Source organism: Saccharothrix saharensis, from assembly GCF_006716745.1.
Lineage (GTDB): Bacteria > Actinomycetota > Actinomycetes > Mycobacteriales > Pseudonocardiaceae > Actinosynnema > Actinosynnema saharense.
Genome location: NZ_VFPP01000001.1, coordinates 8,371,742 through 8,390,531, shown reverse-complemented (window position 1 = coordinate 8,390,531; position 18,790 = coordinate 8,371,742). Strand labels below are relative to the sequence as shown.

The window sequence follows — 18,790 nt, the reverse complement described above, 5'->3', positions numbered from 1 at the left end:
CATCAGCGGTGTCAGCCCGACCACCGCCTGCCTGCTCGGTCGCCGAACCCTGAGGCTCCAGGGCGACGGACACCACCACCAGCTACCCACCTCAGATGCCACATCCGTCGCCCCGCAGCCATCAGCCGCCAGAGTGAACTGGGATCCGCCATCTATGGCTGGGAGTCACACCGATGGTGCCAAGACAACGATCTTAGTGACAACTATCGCTTGTAAGTGACAACTATGGCCTGTAGTCACATCCGGCACGGCCGTCGGAGCAGGTCCGCCCGGCGGTCGCGAGGCGTGACCAGGTGTCCACGTCTTGTTACGGTGCCGGAAAGTCGAAGAAGGGGCTCCCGATGGGCTTGGCGGCCTGCGCCTCATCGTTGCGTGACCACGGCAGGATCCGCGCGCGAGACGCCGGACACGCGTTCCGCGCGGCCCGGTGCGCGACCCGCGTCCACCCCTCGCCGGACGTGCGGATCGGCCCGGACCCGAAGGTGCCGCCCGAAGCGGCGTCGGGCGTGATCCACCGCGCGCGGCCGGACCTGGTCGCCGCAGTGTGCCGCACCCATTCGACACCGGCGGTCCCGATCAATCGCGACGACGCCTTCGGCACTCCGGCGCGGCGGACCGCGTACCGGCATTACGGCCGGCCGTTCACCACCGGGAAATTCACGCGTCCGGAATACCCGCTTCCTATCCCTACGCGGCGGTGGTGAACCCACCAACTGCCCCGGACGGCGTGACCCGGGTGTTAAAGATACGTGTCGCCCGCGCGGCACTTCCGGTCACGCGCGACACCGATCGGCCACACGAACCCTCATCGCAGCAGTTCAGCGCTATACCGACGGAACAGGTTCCGGCGCACCGAAGGAAGGTCCGTGAACACGACGTTACGTCCGACTCACCGCCTCGACACGGAAAGCGTGCGAAGCGGAATCCGTTCTTGGTGGGCGCCACCCCGGCCCCCTATGGTGGCCCGGCAGGGTCGATGACGACGGCTGTCGATTTAGCGATTCACTATTTGCTTCGGAGGTGATCGCCGTGTCGAAATTCTCTGCCGGCAGCGTTCGTCCGGACGGTGCGCGGGAAGATCCGGGGGTCGGCGACTCGCTGCTGCGCCTGGCCAGGCACTTCCAGCGGGGCGAGACCTCGGTGGACGGGCGCACCTTGCACCAGATCGGCGGCCGAGGCGCCGACGTCTTCTACCGGGACCGGTGGGCCTACGACAAGGTGGTGCGCTCGACCCACGGCGTGAACTGCACGGGGTCGTGCTCGTGGAAGGTCTACGTCAAGGACGGCGTGATCACCTGGGAGGCGCAGCAGACCGACTACCCGTCGATCGGCCCGGACAAGCCCGAGTACGAGCCGCGCGGCTGCCCGCGTGGCGCGTCCTTCTCCTGGTACACCTACTCCCCCGCGCGGGTGCGCTACCCCTACGTGCGCGGCGTGCTGCTGGAGCTGTACCGCGAGGCCAAAGAGCGGCTGAAGGACCCCGTGCTCGCCTGGGCGGACATCGTCGAGGACCCGGAGAAGTCCCGCCGCTACAAGGCGGAGCGCGGCAAGGGCGGGTTCGTGCGCGCCGAGTGGTGGGAGGCGGCCGAGATGGTCGCCGCCGCGCACGTGCACACGATCAAGGTCCACGGCCCGGACCGGGTCGCGGGCTTCTCGCCGATCCCGGCGATGTCAATGGTCAGCCACGCGGCGGGCGCGCGGTTCGTGTCGCTGGTCGGCGGCTCCATGCTCAGCTTCTACGACTGGTACGCCGACCTGCCGGTGGCGAGCCCGCAGGTGTTCGGCGACCAGACCGACGTGCCGGAGTCCGCGGACTGGTTCGACGCCGGGTACCTGATCATGTGGGGCTCCAACGTCCCGGTCACCCGCACCCCCGACGCGCACTACATGACCGAGGCGCGGTACCGCGGTCAGAAGGTCGTCGTGGTGTCGCCCGACTACGCCGACAACACCAAGTTCGCCGACGAGTGGCTGCCCGCGCGCCCCGGCACGGACGCCGCGCTGGCCATGGCTATGGGGCACGTGATCCTCCGGGAGTTCTTCGTCGAGCGGACCACCCCGTACTTCACCGACTACGTCAAGCGCTACACCGACCTGCCGTTCCTGGTCACGCTGACCGAGACCGAGGACGGCCACGTGCCGGGCAAGTTCCTCACCGCCGCCGACCTCGGCGACACCGGCGAGGGCGCGGAGTCCAAGACGGTCCTGCTGGACGCGCACGGCGAGCCCGTGGTGCCGCCGGGGTCGCTCGGGCACCGGTTCACCGACTCGGGCCAGGGCAACTGGAACCTCGACCTCGGCGACGTCGACCCGCTGCTGTCGGCGCACGGCGGCGAGCCGGTCACCGTGGCGCTGCCCCGGTTCGACACCGCCGAGCCGGGCGTGCAGCGCCGGGGCGTGCCGACGCGGATCGTCGCCGGCCGGCGGGTGACCACCGTGTTCGACCTGCTGCTGGCCCAGTACGGCGTGGGGCGTGACGGCCTGCCCGGCGAGTGGCCGACCGGCTACGACGACGCCTCCCAGCCCTACACCCCCGCCTGGCAGGAGGCGATCACGGGCGTGCCCGCCGCCGCGGCCGAGCGGATCGGCCGGGAGTTCGCCGACAACGCCGAGCGCTCCAAGGGCCGGTCCATGATCCTCATGGGCGCGGGCACCAACCACTGGTTCCACTCCGACCAGATCTACCGCTCGTTCCTGGCGCTGACCATGCTCACCGGCTGCCAGGGCGTGAACGGCGGCGGTTGGGCGCACTACGTCGGCCAGGAGAAGTGCCGCCCGATCACCGGGTGGTCCACGCTGGCGTTCGGGCTGGACTGGCAGCGCCCGCCGCGCCAGATGCAGGGCACGATCTTCTGGTACCTGGCCACCGACCAGTGGCGCTACGACCCGTTCACCGCGGAGGTCATGTCCTCGCCGCTGGCCACGGGCCGGTTCGCCGGGCGCACCGCGGCCGACAACATCGCGCTCGCGTCCCGGCTCGGGTGGATGCCGAGCTACCCGACGTTCAACCGCAACCCGCTCGACCTGGTCGACGAGGCGGAACGGCTGGGCAAGACCGCCGCCGACCACGTGGTGGACGGGCTCAAGTCCGGGCACCTGCGGTTCGCCTGCGAGGACCCCGACGCCCCGGAGAACTTCCCGCGCGTGCTCACCGTGTGGCGGGCGAACCTGCTGGGCTCGTCGGCCAAGGGCAACGAGTACTTCCTCAAGCACCTGCTCGGCACCGACACCAACCTGCGCGCCAAGGACGCCGACGGCGTGCGGCCGCAGGAGGTGACCTGGCGCGACGAGGCGCCGGTCGGCAAGCTGGACCTGCTGCTGTCGCTGGACTTCCGGATGACGTCGACCACGCTGTTCTCCGACGTCGTGCTGCCCGCGGCGACGTGGTACGAGAAGCACGACCTGTCCTCCACCGACATGCACCCCTACGTGCACGCGTTCTCGCCCGCGATCTCGCCGCCGTGGGAGACCAAGACCGACTTCGAGGCGTTCCACCGCATCGCCCGCGGCTTCTCGTGGCTGGCGGAGAAGCACCTGGGCAAGCGCAAGGACGTCGTGGCCGTCGCGCTCACCCACGACACCGCCGACGCCACCGCCCAACCGGGCGGACGGGTGCTGGACTGGAAGGCCGGCGAGTGCGAGCCGATCCCCGGCAAGACCATGCCCCGGCTGGTGGTCGTGGAGCGGGACTACCCGGCGGTCGCTGACAAGATGGCCGCCCTCGGCCCGCTGGTCGAACAGGTCGGGCTGACCACCAAGGGCGTCACCGTGCACCCCGACCAGGAGGTCGAGTACCTCAAGGGCGCGAACGGCACGGTCGCGTCCGGTGTCGCGGCCGGGCGGCCGTCGCTGGCCAAGGACACCCACGCCGCGGAGGCGATCCTGGCCCTGTCCGGCACGACCAACGGCCGCCTGGCCACGGAGGGCTTCCGCGCGCTGGAGCGCCGCACCGGCACCGGGCTGGCCGACCTGGCGGCGGAGAGCGAGGGCAAGCGGATCACGTTCTCCGACACGCAGGCGCGACCGGTGCCGGTGATCACCTCGCCCGAGTGGTCGGGCAGCGAGACCGGCGGCCGGCGGTACTCGCCGTTCACCATCAACACCGAGCGGCTCAAGCCGTGGCACACGCTCACCGGCCGGCAGCACTTCTTCCTCGACCACGACTGGATGTTCGAGCTGGGCGAGCAGCTTCCGGTCTTCCGGCCGCCGCTGGACATGACGGCACTGTTCGACGAACCGGCGGTCGGCGCGCTGAACGGCGGCGTGACCGTGCGGTACCTGACCCCGCACTCGAAGTGGTCGATCCACTCGGCCTACCAGGACAACCTGCACATGCTCACCCTGTCGCGCGGCGGGCAGGCCATCTGGATGTCCGACCGGGACGCCGCGAAGATCGGGGTCGAGGACAACGACTGGATCGAGGCGGTCAACCGCAACGGGATCGTGGTGGCGCGGGCGATCGTGTCCCACCGGATGCCCGAGGGCACGGTGTTCATGTACCACGCGCAGGACAAGGCGGTCGGCGTGCCGCGGACCGAGGCGACCGGCAAGCGCGGCGGCATCCACAACGCGCTCACCCGGTTGATGATCAAGCCGTCGCACCTGATCGGCGGCTACGCCCAGCAGTCCTTCGCGCTCAACTACCACGGTCCGACGGGCAACCAGCGCGACGAGGTCACGACCATCCGTCGCCGCAGCCAGGAGGTGCAGTACTGATGCGCGTGATGGCACAGCTCGCCATGGTGATGAACCTCGACAAGTGCATCGGCTGCCACACGTGCAGCGTCACGTGCAAGCAGGCGTGGACCAACCGCGGCGGCGTCGAGTACGCGTGGTTCAACAACGTGGAGACCCGCCCCGGGCAGGGCTACCCCCGCCAGTACCAGGACCAGGACAAGTGGAAGGGCGGCTGGACGCTCACCAGGCGCGGCAAGCTGACGCTGCGCACCGGGTCGCGGCTGCGGCGGTTGGCGAACATCTTCGCCAACCCGGACATGCCCACCGTGGCCGACTACTACGAGCCGTGGACCTACGACTACCAGAACCTGTTGTCCGCGCCGCCGTCGGACACGACCCCGACGGCGAAGCCGAAGTCGTCGATCACCGGCGAGGACACGAAGGTCACCTGGGGCGCGAACTGGGACGATGACCTGGGCGGCGGTCCCGCGCAGATCGGCAAGGACCCGCTGCTGGGCAAGCTGTCCGAGCAGGTCAAGCTCGAGTTCGAGCAGACGTTCATGTTCTACCTGCCGCGCATCTGCGAGCACTGCCTGAACCCGTCGTGCGCGGCGTCCTGCCCGTCCGGCGCGATCTACAAGCGCGCCGAGGACGGCATCGTGCTGGTGGACCAGGACAAGTGCCGCGGCTGGCGGCAGTGCGTCACGGGCTGCCCGTACAAGAAGATCTACTTCAACCACAAGACCGGCAAAGCGGAGAAGTGCACGTTCTGCTACCCGCGGGTCGAGGTGGGCATCCCGACGGTGTGCTCCGAGACGTGCGTGGGGCGGTTGCGCTACATCGGCGTGCTGCTCTACGACGCGGACAAGGTCGGCGAGGCGGCCTCGGTGCGCGACGAGAAGGACCTCTACCCCGCGCAGCTCGACGTCTTCCTCAACCCACACGACCCGCGCGTGGTCGCCGCGGCCGAGCGGGCGGGCATCTCCGCCGAGTGGATCGAGGCCGCGCAGAACTCCCCGGTCTACCGGCTGATCGTCGACTACCAGCTGGCGCTGCCGCTGCACCCGGAGTACCGCACCATGCCGATGGTCTGGTACGTGCCGCCGCTGTCGCCGGTCGTGGACGTGCTCAGCCAGACCGGGCACGACGGCGAGGCGGTGGGCAACCTGTTCGGCGCGATCGACGCGCTGCGCATCCCGGTGGAGTACCTGGCCGAGCTGTTCACCGCCGGTGACGTGGGGCCGGTGCGGGCGTCGTTGCAGCGGTTGGCCGCGATGCGGGCGCACATGCGCAAGGTCAACCTGGGTGAGGACGTGGACGACTCGATCGCCGCGTCGGTGCGGCTCGCGCCCGGCGAGATCGAGTCGATGTACCGGCTGCTCGCCATCGCCAAGTACGAGGACCGCTACGTGATCCCCGCCGGCGCGGGGTCGGACGCGCACCGGCTGGAGGCCTTGACCACGGGGTGCAGCCTGGACGGCGACGGCGGCCCGGGCATGACCGCGTTCGAGGTGATGGACGAGAAGTTCGGCCTGAGCGACACCAACGGCGCGGCGCCGCCCGACAAGGCCAAGCGCATCAACCTGCTGGACTGGGACGGGACCAGCACGAAGGGCCTCTTCCCGACCAACGGCAACGGCAACGGCAAGAGTGCCGGCACGGGTGCCGGGGCCGCGCACGAACCCGAGGCCATCGGATGAGCCTGCTGCGCAAGCGGGAGAAGGCCGTCGCCCCGCCGGGCCGGGACAGCCGGCTGGTGTGGCGGATCGCCGCGCTGCTGATCGACTACCCGAACGCGCAGCTCACCGTGATGCTGCCAGAACTCCGCGCGGCGGCCGCGGCGCTGCCCGCGCCCGCCGGGCCGGCGCTCGTGTCGTTCGTCGACCACGCGTCGGCCTCGACCGGGAACGCGCTCGCGCAGCACTACGTCGAGACGTTCGACCTGCGCAAGCGCAACTGCCTGCACCTGTCGTACTACGCCTACGGCGACACCCGGAAGCGCGGCATGGCGCTGCTGCGGTTCAAGCACGCCTACCGCGCGGCCGGGGTCGAGCTCGGTGAGCACGAGCTGCCCGACCACCTCGCGGTCGTGCTGGAGTTCGCCGCGACCGCGGACCCCGAAGCCGGCCGGCGGCTGCTGGTGGAGCACCGACCGGTGCTGGAGATGATCCGGCTGTCCCTCGCCGACGGCGGCTCGCCGTACCTGGCCGTGCTGGACGCGGTGTGCGCCACGTTGCCGGAGCTCAGCGCCGCCGACCGCCGCAAGATCGCGACGCTGGCCGCGGAGGGGCCACCCGAGGAGGACGTCGGGTTGGAGCCGTTCGCGATGGACCCCAGCCTGCACGCGCACGCCGAGTCGGGAGGACGACGATGACCACGCTGCTGTGGCTGGCGCTGCCCTACATCGCGCTGACCTCGTTCCTGGTCGGTCACGTCTGGCGCTACCGGCACGACCAGTTCGGCTGGACGACCCGGTCCTCGCAGCTGTACGAGAGCAGGTTGTTGCGCCTGGGCAGCCCGCTGTTCCACTTCGGGCTGCTCGCCGTGATCGGCGGCCACGTGCTGGGCCTGGTGATCCCGAAGAGCTGGACGGAGTTCGTCGGGGTCACCGAGGGGATGTACCACCTGGTCTCGGTGACCGCGGGCTCGCTCGCGGGCGCGGCCACCGTGGCGGGCATGGCGATCCTGCTGTACCGCCGCTTCACCGTGCCCGCCGTGCGCAAGGCCACCACGCGGGGCGACAAGGTCATGTACTCGCTGCTCGCGGCGGCGATCGTGACCGGGATGGTCAACACCGTGGGCGAGAACCTGATCGGCGGCGGCTACGACTACCGGGCCACGGTCTCGGTCTGGTTCCGGGGCCTGTTCACGTTCTCCGCCCGACCGGAGCTGATGGCGGGCACTCCCCTCAGCTTCCAGGTGCACAACGTGATCGTCCTCGTGCTGCTGGGCATCTGGCCGTACACCCGCCTGGTGCACGTGTTCAGCGCCCCGGTCGGCTACCTCGTCCGCCCCTACGTGGTCTACCGCCGGCGCGACCCGAAACGCCCCGACGCCAACCGCTACGCCCGTGCGTGGAGCGACCAGCACGAGTGACGAGGTCAACGGGCGGGGAAACCCGCGGTGGGGGCGGAGCCGCTTGATCACAAGGTGCGGTAGGGGGCATTGCGGCACTTGTCGTTGACAGACTTCGTGACGGCGCACCCGAACGAGGTCGAGGTCGAGGTCGCCAACATCAGCCTCGGCGGCTCGGGCACCGACAACGCCTCCGGCAGCAACGAGGACGCGTGCGCGAGGCGATCCGCCGCTCGGCCGCGGCCCGCGTCACCTACGTCGTGGCCGCGGGCAACAGCGCGACCGACTCCGCCTGTCGACGTGGCAGGTCGCCGGCCAGTCCGCACGTCGCCGGCGCGGCGGCGCTCGCGTTCGTCCCGCCTTGCGCGCCTCCTGGTGAGCAGGGATGAGCGTGAATCGACCACGGGGTCACCGTTCACGCAGGTGAACGCGCGTGCGTTGCGGCTGGGAGCGCCCCCGGTGGCAAGCTGACGCACTGGTTTCCGAAACGACAATAACCACTCGGTGTTCACCATGATGAACACCGCACCGCTTCGATAATTAAGCGGTTAAGTCACTGAAGGAGCGCAAGCGTCACACCGCGATGCGGATCTACCAAGGCGGCTTTGACCTGCGGAGAAAAAGTTCAGTGACCAACACCAATGATAACGTCGCAGGTCACAGACCCATGACGCACACCACCGGTATTGGTCTAGACTTTCTTCGGTGTCCACATATGCGAACGGCTACCCCGCGACGGATCGCCGCACCCGAGCGTTCGCGAACGCGAAACTTAAGCGTTAAATCCTTGCGTGCCGTCGAGCGCTCGTCTTCAGTGTCAGCAACCCGCGCAGAGGCGCGCGAGGAGAGGAGACGTGGCTGATGGAGGGATCCGACGTGGTCACCCTCGCCCAGGTCGCCCGGCACGCGGGTGTCGCGACGAGCACCGCGTCGTACGTGCTGAGCGGCAAGAGGTCGATCTCGGCCGCGACCCGCAGGCGGGTGGAGGAGAGCGTCCGGCAACTGGGGTACGCGCCCCGGTCGCTGCCGAACGTCAAGCTGATCGCCCTGGTGCTGCCGGACCGGGCGGACGGCGGGCCGGGCTGGCTCGGCGCGTTCCTCTCGGCCGCCACCGCCCTCGCCCGGCAGGCCGGGGCGGACCTGGTGATCTGCCCGTCCGCCGAGTCGGTGCGGCTGCGCAACCCCGACGCGGTGATCGTCGTCGCGCCCACCACGGCGCCGGTCGACGTGAGCGTGCCGGTGGTGCGCGTCGGTGGGACGCCCGACCGGAGCGGGCACGGCGCGGTCGACGTCGACCGCGCCGAGGCGGGCGTCCGGTGCGCGGAGTACCTGGCCGACCTCGGCCACCGCACGATCGCCGTCGTGCACGGCGGCGGGCCGGACGCGTTCGTCCACAGCGCCCGCGCGGTCGCCGAACGGCGGGGCACGACCGTGCGGTGCCACGCCTGGCCCGTGACGCCGGACGACCTGTTCGCGGGTCCGGCGCCGGTGACCGCCGTGGTCGCGGCCGACGGCCACCTCGTCGCACCCGTGCTGGCCCACCTCGGCCGACGGCACCTGCGCGTGCCGCGGGACATCTCGGTGGTGGCGCTGTGCGCGGACGAGACCGCCGAGGCACTGGGCCCGGGTGTGACGTCGATCGGCACGTCGGCCGCCGAGCTGGGACGTGCCGCGATGGACCTCGCCCTGGCCGAGGCGCCCGGCGCGACCGCGCTGCCGCCCCGGCTCACCGTCCGCCCCAGCACCGGACCGGCCTGGTCGGGCACGGACGTGCCGGTCGCCTGACCTACCCGACCGGGGTGTGGTCGGCCCGCTTGGCGCGCGCCAGGTTCACCGCGCCCAGCACCACGCCCAGCCCGACCAGGACCAGGCCGCGCACCCACACCGAGCCGTCGATCCGGGTGAACAGCAGCACGCACGACGCCAGGCCCAGCCACGGGAGGGCGACGGGCACCCGGAAGTGCTCGGCCTCGCCCTCGTCGCGGCGCAGGACCAGCACGGCCGCGTTCACCGCCACGAACACCACCAGCAGCAACAGCACCAGCGTCTCGGCCAGCGCGGTGACCTCCCCGGTCAGCGCCAGCACCAGCGACACCGCCGACGTCGCCAGGACCGCCACCCACGGGGTCCGCCGACCGGGCAGCACGCGGGCCAGCGCCGGCGGCAGCAGCCCGTCGCGGGCCATGCCGTAGGCCAGCCGGGACGACATGATGCCGGTGAGCAACGCGCCGTTGGCCACCGCCACCAGCGCGACCAGGCTGAACAGCCCTTCCGGCACGCCACCCGCCAGGCGCACCACCTCCAGCAGCGGACCGCTGGAGGCCGCCAACCGGTCGGTCGGCACGGCGGCGGAGGCCACCACGCCGATCAGCAGGTACACGACGCCGGCGGTGAGCAGCGCGCCGAACAACGCCCTCGGGTACGACCGCCGCGGCTCCTCGACCTCCTCGGCCAAGTTCACCGACGTCTCGAACCCCACGAACGAGTAGTACGCCAGCACGGCGCCCGCGAGCGTCGCGCCGACGACCCCGTGCCCGCCGGCGCCGAACTCGACCAACCGGCCGACGTCGCCGTCACCGCGCAGGACCACCCAGGCGCCCAGGCCGATGATCAGCACCAGGCCGCCCACCTCGACGAGCGTGGCCACGACGTTCGCGCCCAGCGACTCCTTGATGCCGCGGATGTTGAGCAGCGCCAGCGCGACCAGGAACACCACCACGACGGCCACCGTCGGCAACGACACCAGCGCGCGCAGGTAGTCCCCGGCGAACGCCCGCGCCAACGCGCCCACCGACACGACGCCCGCCGCGAGCATGCAGAACCCGATCAACGACCCGACCGCCGGGCCGAACGCCCTGGTGGCGTAGTGGGCCGACCCGCCCGCCCGCGGGTACTTGGTGGCCAGCTCCGCGTAGGAACCGGCGGTCAGCGCGGCCAGCAGGAGCGCCGTCACCAGGGGCAGCCACACCGCGCCACCGGACTCGCCCGCGACCGACCCGACGAGCACGTACACCCCGGCGCCGAGGATGTCGCCGAGGATGAAGAAGTACAGCAGCGGCGTGCTCACCGCCCGCTTCAGCGAGGAGACCATGCCGTCCAGTACCCCGTCCGCCGCCCGTCGAAGCAGGACCGCACGGGGCGGCTTACGATCCGGGTCATGATCTCCGAACCGCTGCCCGCCGAGCTCCGGTCGCTGTTCGCGGAGGGTGCCGACGCCGGTCGCGCGCTGCCGGTCCCGCTGCCGCCCGGCCGGCCGGTCGTGGCCGAGGAGGACGCCTCCGGCAGGCCCGCGTTCTGGCTGGCGGACGCGCCGGCGCCGGCCGGCCTGTGGCCCCGGCTGCGCGCGGCGCACGCCGAGTCGGGGCTGTGGCCGTTGTTGCTGGACTCGCTGGACGACGACGACCCCGACTACCGGCCGTGGGGCAACGGCGAGGTCCTGCCCGACGAGATGTCGTCGCCGGACGAGCACGATCCCGCCGCGCTGCTGGCGCGCTGGTGGGCCGACTGCACCTCGGGCGACCCGGACGACGTGCTGTCCCCGGCCGAGCGCGAAGCGGTCACCGCCCCGTTCGGCCGCACGTGGCCGGGGTCGGCGCCCCACGCGCGGCCGGCCGCCGATCCCGGCCCCATCGCCGACGGGCTCGCGGAGCACCTGCTGGCGGGTCACCCGTCCCTGCGCCTCGGCCTGGTCGCGGCGGATCGCGGCGCGGACGCGCTGACGGTGGCCGGCTGGACCGGTCCGACCAACCACACCGGGGACACCGCCGAGATCTCCGCCGTGGTGCGCGGCTGGGAGGACCGGTTCGGCGCACGCGTCGTCGGCCTCGGGTTCGCCACCCTGGTGCTGAGCGTCGCCACCCCGCCGACCACCCGCGAGGCCGCGCTGGCCGTCGCCGCCGAGCACTTCGCGTTCTGCCCGGACAACGTCTGGCAGGGCCCTGCACCCCAAACCCTGTCCGCCTACGCCGACCGCCTCGTGAACGACCACTCGTGGACCTTCTGGTGGGACTGATGTGCCACTAGCCGCACCGCAGGCCGGGACGCGCACGGTGGGGGGCGTGGCGAACGACGCGGCGCGCGCTGCTGAACCCACCGCGCACCGGGTGTTGGGGCGACGTCAACGAGCCACCCCGCCCATCGCGGTTAAGGTCGTCCGGCTCCGCCGGTTCCGCGATGGGAGAACACCGCCATGCCCCGCTCCGCCCCGCTCGTGCTCGCCCTGGTCGCCGTGGCGGTGACGGCCTGCACGACGGGCACGCCGACACCGGCCGCGACCTCCCCGTCCGCCGCGACCACCCCGTCCGCCGCGACCACCGGCCAGACCGACGTCCCGCTGTCGGTGGCCGCGTTGCGCGAAGCCCCGTGCACGGGCCTGACCGCCGACCAGGCCGCCGGGTTCGACCTGGCACCGGGCAAGGCGATCAGCGATGTCGGCTACGGCCCGAGCTGCATGTGGACGTCACCGCAGTACGACTCGAACGTGGTCACCCTGAGCTTCCACGACCTCGGCGGCGACGGTCTGGACCACCTCCGGGCCAACCGCGCGGACCACGCCTACCACGACGAGGTCGAGATCGGCGGCTACCCGGCGATCATCGCCTCGTCGTTCGACCTGCGCTCCGAAGGCGACTGCGGGCTGTGGGTCGGCGTGGCCGACGGTCTGGCGGCGAGCGTGGGCGCGGCGTTCAAGCAGGGCCGGGACGCGGCCGATCCCTGCTCGGGCGCGCGGCGGGTCGCCGCCGCCATCGTGGACAAGCTCAAGCGGACCTGAGAACGGGGCGGCGACGCGCTGTCGCGGGCGTTCGGGATGGCGCAGCGGCGGCCGTGACGCCTCGTCGAGCCCGGACGCGCAGTGAGGTGGATCACTACGCTTCGTGGCATCGGGTCGACTGGGTGAGGAGCTGTCATGGCTGATCGGCTGGTAATCGCCAACGGCATCGTGGTGACCATGAACGACGCCCGCGAGGTGCACCACGGCGGGACCGTCGTGGTCGAAGGGGACCGGGTGGTGGCGGTCCACCCGCGCGGTCCCGAGGCGGACGCCGCCCGCGACGGCGCGAGCCGGGTCATCGACGCCACGGACAAGGCGGTCTTACCCGGGCTCGTGGACCTGCACTACCACACCGCGCTGGGCAAGGGGTACAGCGACCACCTGCCGCTGCTGGAGTACCTGGAGACGTGCTGGTACCCGATCATCCGGGCGCTGGACCACGAGGCGGCCTACTGGGCCGCGCTGGCGAGCTACAGCGAGTCGTTGCGCTGCGGGGTGACCACGGTCAACGACATGTACCGGCGGCTGGACGCGCTGGCGCCGGCGGCCGAGCGGATCGGCATCCGGGCCGTGCTGTCCAACGACGTCGCCACCGACGAGCACCGGCTGGACACCCTGGCCGACAACGAACGCGCCTACCGGAGGTGGCACGGCAGGGCGAACGGCCGCATCGAGGTGTACGTGGGCATCGAGTGGCTGCCGCTGGCCTCGCCCGAGCTGTTGCGCGACGCCCGGGGCCTGGCCGACGACCTGGGCACCGGCATCCACGTGCACCTCAACGAATCCCTGGGCGAGGTGCGGACCGTGCTGGAGCAGTTCGGCCGGCGGCCCACCGAACTGGCCTTCGACACCGGGCTGCTCGGACCGGACTGCATCGCCGCCCACTGCGTGTGGCTGAACGACGCCGAGATCGCCCTGATGCGCGAGACCGGCACGCGGATCTCGCACAACCCGGTCTCCAACGCCAAGCTGGGCAACGGCATCGCCCGGGTGCCCGAGATGCTGGCCGCCGGCCTCACCGTCGGGCTCGGCCACGACGCGGCCGAGTGCAACAACAGCCGCGACCTGTTCGAGGTGATGAAGTACGCCTCGTTGATCCACCGCGCCAACCGCGTGGACGCGGGCTTGTTCCAGGCGCCGGACATCCTCGCCATGGCCACCCGCAACGGCGCCGACGCGCTCGGCCACCCGACCGGCCGGATCGAGGTGGGCCGCAAGGCCGACCTGGCGCTGGTCGGCCTGCGCAACCAGATGTTCACCCCGCTGGAGCCGGGCAACGCCGACCACCTCTACTCGCACCTGGTGTTCGCGGCCAACGGCAGCAGCGTCGACACGACGATCGTGGACGGCGTGGTGGTGCTGGACGAGGGCGTGTTCACCACGATCGACGAGGACGAGGTGCTGGCCAAGGCGAACGAGGCGTTCCTGCGCGTGCTCGACCGCATCCGCGCCTGACCGCAGCGGCAGGTCGGGCGACCCTGTCCGCGACGGCGGCGTGCGGGTTAGCCTGCTCGGGTGGCCACTCCGCACGCCGTCACGGCGCCCTTCACCGACACGCTGTGGGCCGGCGTCGAGGACATCTACGCGAACGTGCTCGCGCACCCGTTCCTCACCGGTCTGCTGGACGGCACGCTGCCGCGCGAGTCGTTCCGGCACTACATCGTCCAGGACGCCCACTACCTGAGCGGGTACGCCAAGGTGCTCGCGCTGTGCGCGGCCACGGCGACGCGTGACGAGGACACCGCCATGTTCGCCCGGCACGCGGCCAACACGGTGGCCGTCGAACGCGGCCTGCACGAGTCGCTGCTGGCCGAGCTGGGCACCACCCCGGAGCAGGCCGCGGCCGAGCCGGTCTCCCCGACCACGCGGGCGTACCTGGACTTCCTGTTCGCCAGCGCGCGCGGCGGTTACGCCGAGGCCGTGGGCGCGGTGCTGCCCTGCTACTGGATCTACGCGCGGGTGGGCTCGGTGCTGCGGGTGCAGGGCTCGCCGGACCCGCTGTACGACCGCTGGATCAACGCCTACGGCGACACCGCGTTCCAAGGGCTGGTGGACGAGGTGCTGGCCGCGACGGACTGGCTCGGCGAGCGGTTGTCCCCCGACGACCGGCTGCTGGTCGGCGCGCGGATGCGGACCGCGGCCCGGTACGAGTGGATGTTCTGGGACGCCGGGTACCGCCGCGAGTCCTGGCCCGTCTGAGGGTCAGCCGGGGGCGAGCAGCCCGGTCAGGTCGGGCACCACGTGGTCCGGGCGCGGGCCGGTGCCCTCCGGCACCGGGTCGGGTCGCACCAGCACCGTGGGCAGGCCGGCACGCCGGCCGCCCTCCACGTCGGTCTGGACCCGGTCGCCGACCACCGCCACCCGGCCGCCGCCGACCAGTTCGTGCGCGACCCGGAAGATCGCCGGTTCCGGTTTGCCCAGCGCGGTGGCCCGCCGGCCCAGCGCGGTCTCCACGGCGGCCAGCACCGCGCCGGTGCCCGGCCACAGCCCGTCCGGCATCGGGAAGGTGGCGTCCCGGTTGGTGGCGAACAGCTCCGCCCCGTTCGCCCCGGCCCGGCAGGCGGCACGCAGTTCCGCGTAGTCGAACCCGTCGTGGCCGGAGACCAGGATGCGGTCGGCCACCCCGGCCTCGTCGGCCGTGAGCACCACCGCGCCCGCTTCGGCCGTCTCGGCGCGCAGCTCGTCCGTGCCGATCACGAACACCCGCGCGCCGCCGGCCGCGACCTCGGCGGCGGCGAACCACCCCGAGGTGACCACGGCCGCCGGCGGGGTCGGCAGTCCCCACCCGGTCAGGCGGGCCGCGACGGTGGCGCGGGCGTGACGCGGGTCGTTGGTCAGGTAGACGATCCGCTTGCCGTCCCGGGCCAAGGCGGACAACGTCTCCACCGCACCGGGCAGCGGGTGCCCGCCGACGTGCACCACGCCGTCCAGGTCCACGATGAACCCGTCGAACCGGTCCGCCAGGACGGCCGTCACCGCTCCCTCACGGACGTCCGCGCCTCGATGTCCCGCAACGCACCGGCCACCAGCCCGGCCACGTCGGAGTCCGGGCCGACGGGCACGACCACGACGTCGGCGACGGTGTGCAGCCCGCGCACCAGGAACGCGTACTCGGCTCCGTCCTCCAGCAGCAGCACGACCGGCTTGCCCAGGGCCGACGCCCAGCCGATCTCCACGTGCGTGCCCGGTGACGCGGGCGCGCCGGGGAAGGCGATGAAGACGTCGCTGGCCGAGATCTCCTCGAAATCCAGCCGGGTGCACTCCTCGGGGGTCAGGAACGCCGCGCCCCACCCCTCCCTGCGGTGGGCGTTGTGCACCTCGTAACCGTCGCGTTCGAGCCGGGCGATCACGGACTCCAGCCGGGCCCGTTCGGCGGCGCGCAGCGTGCCCGTGGCCGGGTCGATCGACGCCTTGAACGGTCCGCCGAGGAAGACGCTTCGTGCGCTCACTTCACTTCACCCCTGTGGTGACGAGGAACGGCGGGTGGTCGGCCTCGGCCGGCCGGTCGACGTCCAGCGGCGACCCCGGCACGGCTCCCGCGCTGTCGGCCACGTCGCCCAGCAGCGGCGCCGTGGTGGTGACGTCGCGGAAACCCGCTTCGGTCAGCACGTCGACGTAAGTGTCGCGCGGCCAGTGGTGGTCGCGCAGTTCGAGCACCCCGCCGCCGGGCAGGTGCAGCAACACCCGGCGCGGCTGGCCCGCCTCGTAGCGGACGCCGGGCTCGCCGCTGACGAACGTGGAGAACCGGACGCCGGTGGTGTCGGGGTTCGTGTCCAGCACCGCGAAGCGGCCACCGGGCCGCAGCACCCGGTGCACCTCGGCGGCGATGGCGCGGATCCGGTCCAGGTCGCCGATGTTGATGAAGACGTAGCAGCACATCGCCGCGTCCACCGCGTCGTCGGCCAGGAAGTCCAGCCGCGGCCCGGTGAGCTCGTGGTAGCGGATGCGGGGGTGGGCACGGCGGGTGCGCGCGATCTCCAGCATGCCGGGCGAGATGTCGACGGCCTCGACCGCCACGGGGTGGTCCTCCGCCACCCGCAGCGACACCTTGCCCGGCCCGCAGCCGTAGTCCAGCACGGTGCGCACGTCCGGGTCGCCCAGCCGCAGCGCGGAGAACACCGTCGGGTAGCCCAGCACCCGCTCGGGCAGGTCGTCGTAGTCGTCGAACCCGGTGGCGACGGCGCCACCGGCCCGCCAGTCCGTCCCCATGCGACTCCTCTTCCGGTAGGTCCTCGTGCCGGTGGTCAGCAGGGCAGCGTGACCGGGTCGGCCACCAGGTCGGGCCGCCACCGGCCCACCAGCCACCGGTAGCAGGGCCACAACATCGCGACCGCGCCCGCGTCGGGTGCTCCCCCGTGGCGGACCGCGCGGTGCAGTTCCAGCACCAGCAGCACCTGCGCCCAGTAGTCGGGCAGCCCGTTCAGGTCGACGTCGGGATCCAGGCGGTGCCGGTCGAGGCGCAACGGCTCTTCCAGGTCGAGCACGCGCCGCACGAACGGCCAGTTGTCGCCCTCGGGCATCTCCGGGAACGGCAGCTCCGGGTCCGCCGCCGCGGCCGGGTCGGCCAGCACCTCGCGCGCCCGCCGGGCGTCGCTGTCGTAGACGTGCATCGAGCCCACGGAGTGCACGTACCCGCCGAGCCGCAGGCCGAGTTCGCGGGCCATCAGCTCCTGGAGGAACGTGAACGAGAACACGTCGCTGGACATGCCCCGGTAGGCGTCGTTGGCGCGCATGAAAGCCATGGCGTGCAACACACCCTCCCGGACGAGGAACTGCACGCCCAAGGTGCACGACACGTCCGGGTTGCCGGGCACGGCCAGCTCCTCGCCCCGGAAGATCTGCACCACCGCGCGTTTGCTGTCCGGGTCGTCGCGCAACTGGTCCACGACCGCGCGCCACTGGTCCGGCCGACCGTCGCCGCCGAAGATCGCGCGCCCGTAGGCGGTGCCCGTCAGCCGCACGCCGTCGGCGGAGTACTTGTGCATGCCGGGCGCGTAGTAGCCGATGAAGTCCAGGTCGTCGCGACCGGACAGGTACCACAGCGCCTCGGCCAGGTTGAACGCGATGTTGAGCCGCCGTGCGGGCACCAGCGGCACGCGCTGGCTCGGCCGGCGCAGCCGGTACTGCACGCCGAGCCGTTCGCTGCTGGGCTGACCGCGTGGCGCGTTGCGGTAGGACGGCTCGTCCACCAGCGATCTCAACACCGCGGTGTAGGCGTGGTGGAAGGTGTCGAACTCCACGGCGTCGAACTGCACGGCGTCGAACTCCACGGTGGTGTCTCCTCCGAAGCGGTCGGCTGCTCCCCGGGCGCTAACACAACCCGCCGGTGTCGTCGGCTACCCGGCGGGTTCCTCCCACCAGCGCCTGGTCGCCCACAGCGCGGACACGGGGCCGTACCCGGCGCCCAGGGCGAACGAGTGGCGCACCGCCTCCACGACGTAGCGCTTGCCGAACCCCACCGCCTCCGGCACGGACAGGCCGCGGGCGAGCCCCGCGGTGATGGCCGCGGCGAACGAGTCGCCGCCGCCGTGGGTGTTGTCGGTGTCGAACCGGGGGCCGGGGAACTCGGTGAAGGTGTGGCCGTCGTAGAGCACGTCCACGCTCACGTCGGTGTCACCGGCCAGGTGCCCGCCCTTCACCAGCACGTGCCGCGCGCCCAAGCCGTGCAACGCCTTCGCCGCCTCGTGCTGGCCCGCGCGGTCCCGGACGTCGACGCCGACGAGCAGGCGCACCTCGTCCAGGTTGGGCGTGGTGACCGTGGCCAGCGGCAGCAACATCGTCCGGTAGGACTCCACGGCGGACGCGGTGGCCAGCGCGTGACCGTGCATGGAGGCCAGCACCGGGTCGACGACGAGCGGCACGGGCCCGTCACCGCCGATGCCCACGGCGGCACAGGTCCGGACGACCTCGGCGACGACCTCGCCGGTGCCGAGCATCCCGGTCTTGGCCGCGTCCAGGCCGATGTCCTCGACCACCGCGGTGATCTGGGCGGCCACCAGCTCCGGCGGGACGCCGTGCACCGCGCTCACGCCCAGCGAGTTCTGCGCGGTGACCGCGCACACCGCCAGGCACCCGTGCACACCGCAGGCGGCGAACGCCCGAAGGTCGGCGGCCGCGCCCGCGCCACCGCCGGAATCGGTGCCCGCCATGGTCATCACCCTGGGTGGCGCAACACCGACCGCCCGCTCCCCCATCGGCCCTCCACACCGTCGACACCGCTGTCGCGGAAGCACTTTCGCACCGGTGGTGATACCCGGCGCCCGCCAC

Annotated in this window: 17 protein-coding genes; 11 read left to right on the top strand and 6 right to left on the bottom strand. The window is 72.0% G+C overall.

Annotated features, from left to right (window positions below; translation table 11 throughout):
• The first annotated feature begins 341 nt into the window (after nucleotides 1–341).
• From FHX81_RS38085 to FHX81_RS38060, 7 genes are all read left to right on the top strand, one after another.
• Nucleotides 342–704: a hypothetical protein gene (locus FHX81_RS38085; RefSeq protein WP_141983291.1), complete on the top strand. Its 363-nt coding sequence runs from the start codon at nucleotides 342–344 to the stop codon at nucleotides 702–704.
• A gap of 394 nt (nucleotides 705–1,098) precedes the next feature.
• Nucleotides 1,099–4,716 carry a nitrate reductase subunit alpha gene (locus FHX81_RS38080; RefSeq protein WP_246108348.1) on the top strand — a complete coding sequence of 1,206 codons (3,618 nt, stop codon included), beginning with the start codon at nucleotides 1,099–1,101 and terminating at the stop codon, nucleotides 4,714–4,716.
• Nucleotides 4,716–6,377 (top strand): nitrate reductase subunit beta, encoded by a 1,662-nt coding sequence (gene narH, locus FHX81_RS38075; RefSeq protein WP_141983290.1) that lies wholly within the window; start codon nucleotides 4,716–4,718, stop codon nucleotides 6,375–6,377. The genes FHX81_RS38080 and narH overlap by 1 nt, the downstream gene beginning before the upstream one ends.
• Nucleotides 6,374–7,051, top strand: a complete 678-nt coding sequence (narJ, locus tag FHX81_RS38070) for a nitrate reductase molybdenum cofactor assembly chaperone (protein WP_141983289.1) — start codon at nucleotides 6,374–6,376, stop codon at nucleotides 7,049–7,051. The genes narH and narJ overlap by 4 nt, the downstream gene beginning before the upstream one ends.
• The gene (gene narI, locus FHX81_RS38065) at nucleotides 7,048–7,773 is read left to right on the top strand and encodes a respiratory nitrate reductase subunit gamma (RefSeq protein WP_141983288.1); all 726 of its coding nucleotides are present in this window, start codon (nucleotides 7,048–7,050) and stop codon (nucleotides 7,771–7,773) included. The genes narJ and narI overlap by 4 nt, the downstream gene beginning before the upstream one ends.
• Before the next feature lie 191 nt (nucleotides 7,774–7,964).
• On the top strand, nucleotides 7,965–8,141 hold the full coding sequence (locus FHX81_RS41000) for a hypothetical protein (RefSeq protein WP_170232321.1): 177 nt from the start codon (nucleotides 7,965–7,967) through the stop codon (nucleotides 8,139–8,141).
• A 472-nt stretch (nucleotides 8,142–8,613) separates the two neighbouring features.
• Nucleotides 8,614–9,537: a LacI family DNA-binding transcriptional regulator gene (locus FHX81_RS38060; protein WP_141983287.1), complete on the top strand. Its 924-nt coding sequence runs from the start codon at nucleotides 8,614–8,616 to the stop codon at nucleotides 9,535–9,537.
• Between the two features lies 1 nt (nucleotide 9,538).
• Here FHX81_RS38060 and FHX81_RS38055 read toward each other — a convergent pair whose 3' ends face one another.
• Nucleotides 9,539–10,843 (bottom strand): APC family permease, encoded by a 1,305-nt coding sequence (locus FHX81_RS38055; protein ID WP_141983286.1) that lies wholly within the window; start codon nucleotides 10,841–10,843, stop codon nucleotides 9,539–9,541.
• 66 nt (nucleotides 10,844–10,909) lie between these two features.
• Here FHX81_RS38055 and FHX81_RS38050 point away from each other — a divergent pair, with 66 nt between their 5' ends.
• The 4 genes from FHX81_RS38050 (at nucleotide 10,910) to tenA (ending at nucleotide 14,722) form a co-directional block, all read left to right on the top strand.
• The gene (locus FHX81_RS38050; RefSeq protein WP_141983285.1) at nucleotides 10,910–11,764 is read left to right on the top strand and encodes a DUF4253 domain-containing protein; all 855 of its coding nucleotides are present in this window, start codon (nucleotides 10,910–10,912) and stop codon (nucleotides 11,762–11,764) included.
• Between the two features lie 177 nt (nucleotides 11,765–11,941).
• Nucleotides 11,942–12,523, top strand: coding sequence for a DUF3558 domain-containing protein (locus tag FHX81_RS38045; protein ID WP_141983284.1), 582 nt, complete (start codon nucleotides 11,942–11,944; stop codon nucleotides 12,521–12,523).
• Between the two features lie 135 nt (nucleotides 12,524–12,658).
• Nucleotides 12,659–13,978: an amidohydrolase family protein gene (locus FHX81_RS38040; protein WP_141983283.1), complete on the top strand. Its 1,320-nt coding sequence runs from the start codon at nucleotides 12,659–12,661 to the stop codon at nucleotides 13,976–13,978.
• 60 nt (nucleotides 13,979–14,038) lie between these two features.
• Nucleotides 14,039–14,722, top strand: coding sequence for a thiaminase II (tenA, locus tag FHX81_RS38035; RefSeq protein ID WP_141983282.1), 684 nt, complete (start codon nucleotides 14,039–14,041; stop codon nucleotides 14,720–14,722).
• A 3-nt stretch (nucleotides 14,723–14,725) separates the two neighbouring features.
• Here tenA and FHX81_RS38030 read toward each other — a convergent pair whose 3' ends face one another.
• The 5 genes from FHX81_RS38030 to thiD form a co-directional block, all read right to left on the bottom strand.
• A complete protein-coding gene (locus FHX81_RS38030) occupies nucleotides 14,726–15,499 on the bottom strand; it encodes an HAD-IIA family hydrolase (RefSeq protein WP_170232320.1) in 774 nt (257 codons plus the stop codon).
• On the bottom strand, nucleotides 15,496–15,972 hold the full coding sequence (locus FHX81_RS38025) for a nucleoside 2-deoxyribosyltransferase (RefSeq protein WP_211363685.1): 477 nt from the start codon (nucleotides 15,970–15,972) through the stop codon (nucleotides 15,496–15,498). The genes FHX81_RS38030 and FHX81_RS38025 overlap by 4 nt, the downstream gene beginning before the upstream one ends.
• 1 nt (nucleotide 15,973) lies before the next feature.
• The gene (locus tag FHX81_RS38020; RefSeq protein ID WP_141983280.1) at nucleotides 15,974–16,732 is read right to left on the bottom strand and encodes a class I SAM-dependent methyltransferase; all 759 of its coding nucleotides are present in this window, start codon (nucleotides 16,730–16,732) and stop codon (nucleotides 15,974–15,976) included.
• Between the two features lie 35 nt (nucleotides 16,733–16,767).
• Nucleotides 16,768–17,793: a thymidylate synthase gene (locus tag FHX81_RS38015; RefSeq protein WP_211363684.1), complete on the bottom strand. Its 1,026-nt coding sequence runs from the start codon at nucleotides 17,791–17,793 to the stop codon at nucleotides 16,768–16,770.
• A gap of 66 nt (nucleotides 17,794–17,859) precedes the next feature.
• A complete protein-coding gene (gene thiD, locus FHX81_RS38010; protein ID WP_342787247.1) occupies nucleotides 17,860–18,672 on the bottom strand; it encodes a bifunctional hydroxymethylpyrimidine kinase/phosphomethylpyrimidine kinase in 813 nt (270 codons plus the stop codon).
• Nucleotides 18,673–18,790 lie beyond the last annotated feature (118 nt).

Excerpts from the sequence above, each read along its gene's own strand:
- FHX81_RS38060 (WP_141983287.1), top strand. The coding sequence starts at position 8,614 with ATGGAGGGATCCGACGTGGTCACCCTCGCCCAGGTCGCCCGGCACGCG.
- narI (WP_141983288.1), top strand. The coding sequence starts at position 7,048 with ATGACCACGCTGCTGTGGCTGGCGCTGCCCTACATCGCGCTGACCTCG.
- FHX81_RS38055 (WP_141983286.1), bottom strand. The coding sequence starts at position 10,843 with ATGGTCTCCTCGCTGAAGCGGGCGGTGAGCACGCCGCTGCTGTACTTC.
- narJ (WP_141983289.1), top strand. The coding sequence starts at position 6,374 with ATGAGCCTGCTGCGCAAGCGGGAGAAGGCCGTCGCCCCGCCGGGCCGG.
- thiD (WP_342787247.1), bottom strand. The coding sequence starts at position 18,672 with ATGGCGGGCACCGATTCCGGCGGTGGCGCGGGCGCGGCCGCCGACCTT.
- FHX81_RS38085 (WP_141983291.1), top strand. The coding sequence starts at position 342 with ATGGGCTTGGCGGCCTGCGCCTCATCGTTGCGTGACCACGGCAGGATC.
- FHX81_RS38050 (WP_141983285.1), top strand. The coding sequence starts at position 10,910 with ATGATCTCCGAACCGCTGCCCGCCGAGCTCCGGTCGCTGTTCGCGGAG.
- FHX81_RS38020 (WP_141983280.1), bottom strand. The coding sequence starts at position 16,732 with ATGGGGACGGACTGGCGGGCCGGTGGCGCCGTCGCCACCGGGTTCGAC.
- FHX81_RS38045 (WP_141983284.1), top strand. The coding sequence starts at position 11,942 with ATGCCCCGCTCCGCCCCGCTCGTGCTCGCCCTGGTCGCCGTGGCGGTG.
- narH (WP_141983290.1), top strand. The coding sequence starts at position 4,716 with ATGCGCGTGATGGCACAGCTCGCCATGGTGATGAACCTCGACAAGTGC.
- FHX81_RS38040 (WP_141983283.1), top strand. The coding sequence starts at position 12,659 with ATGGCTGATCGGCTGGTAATCGCCAACGGCATCGTGGTGACCATGAAC.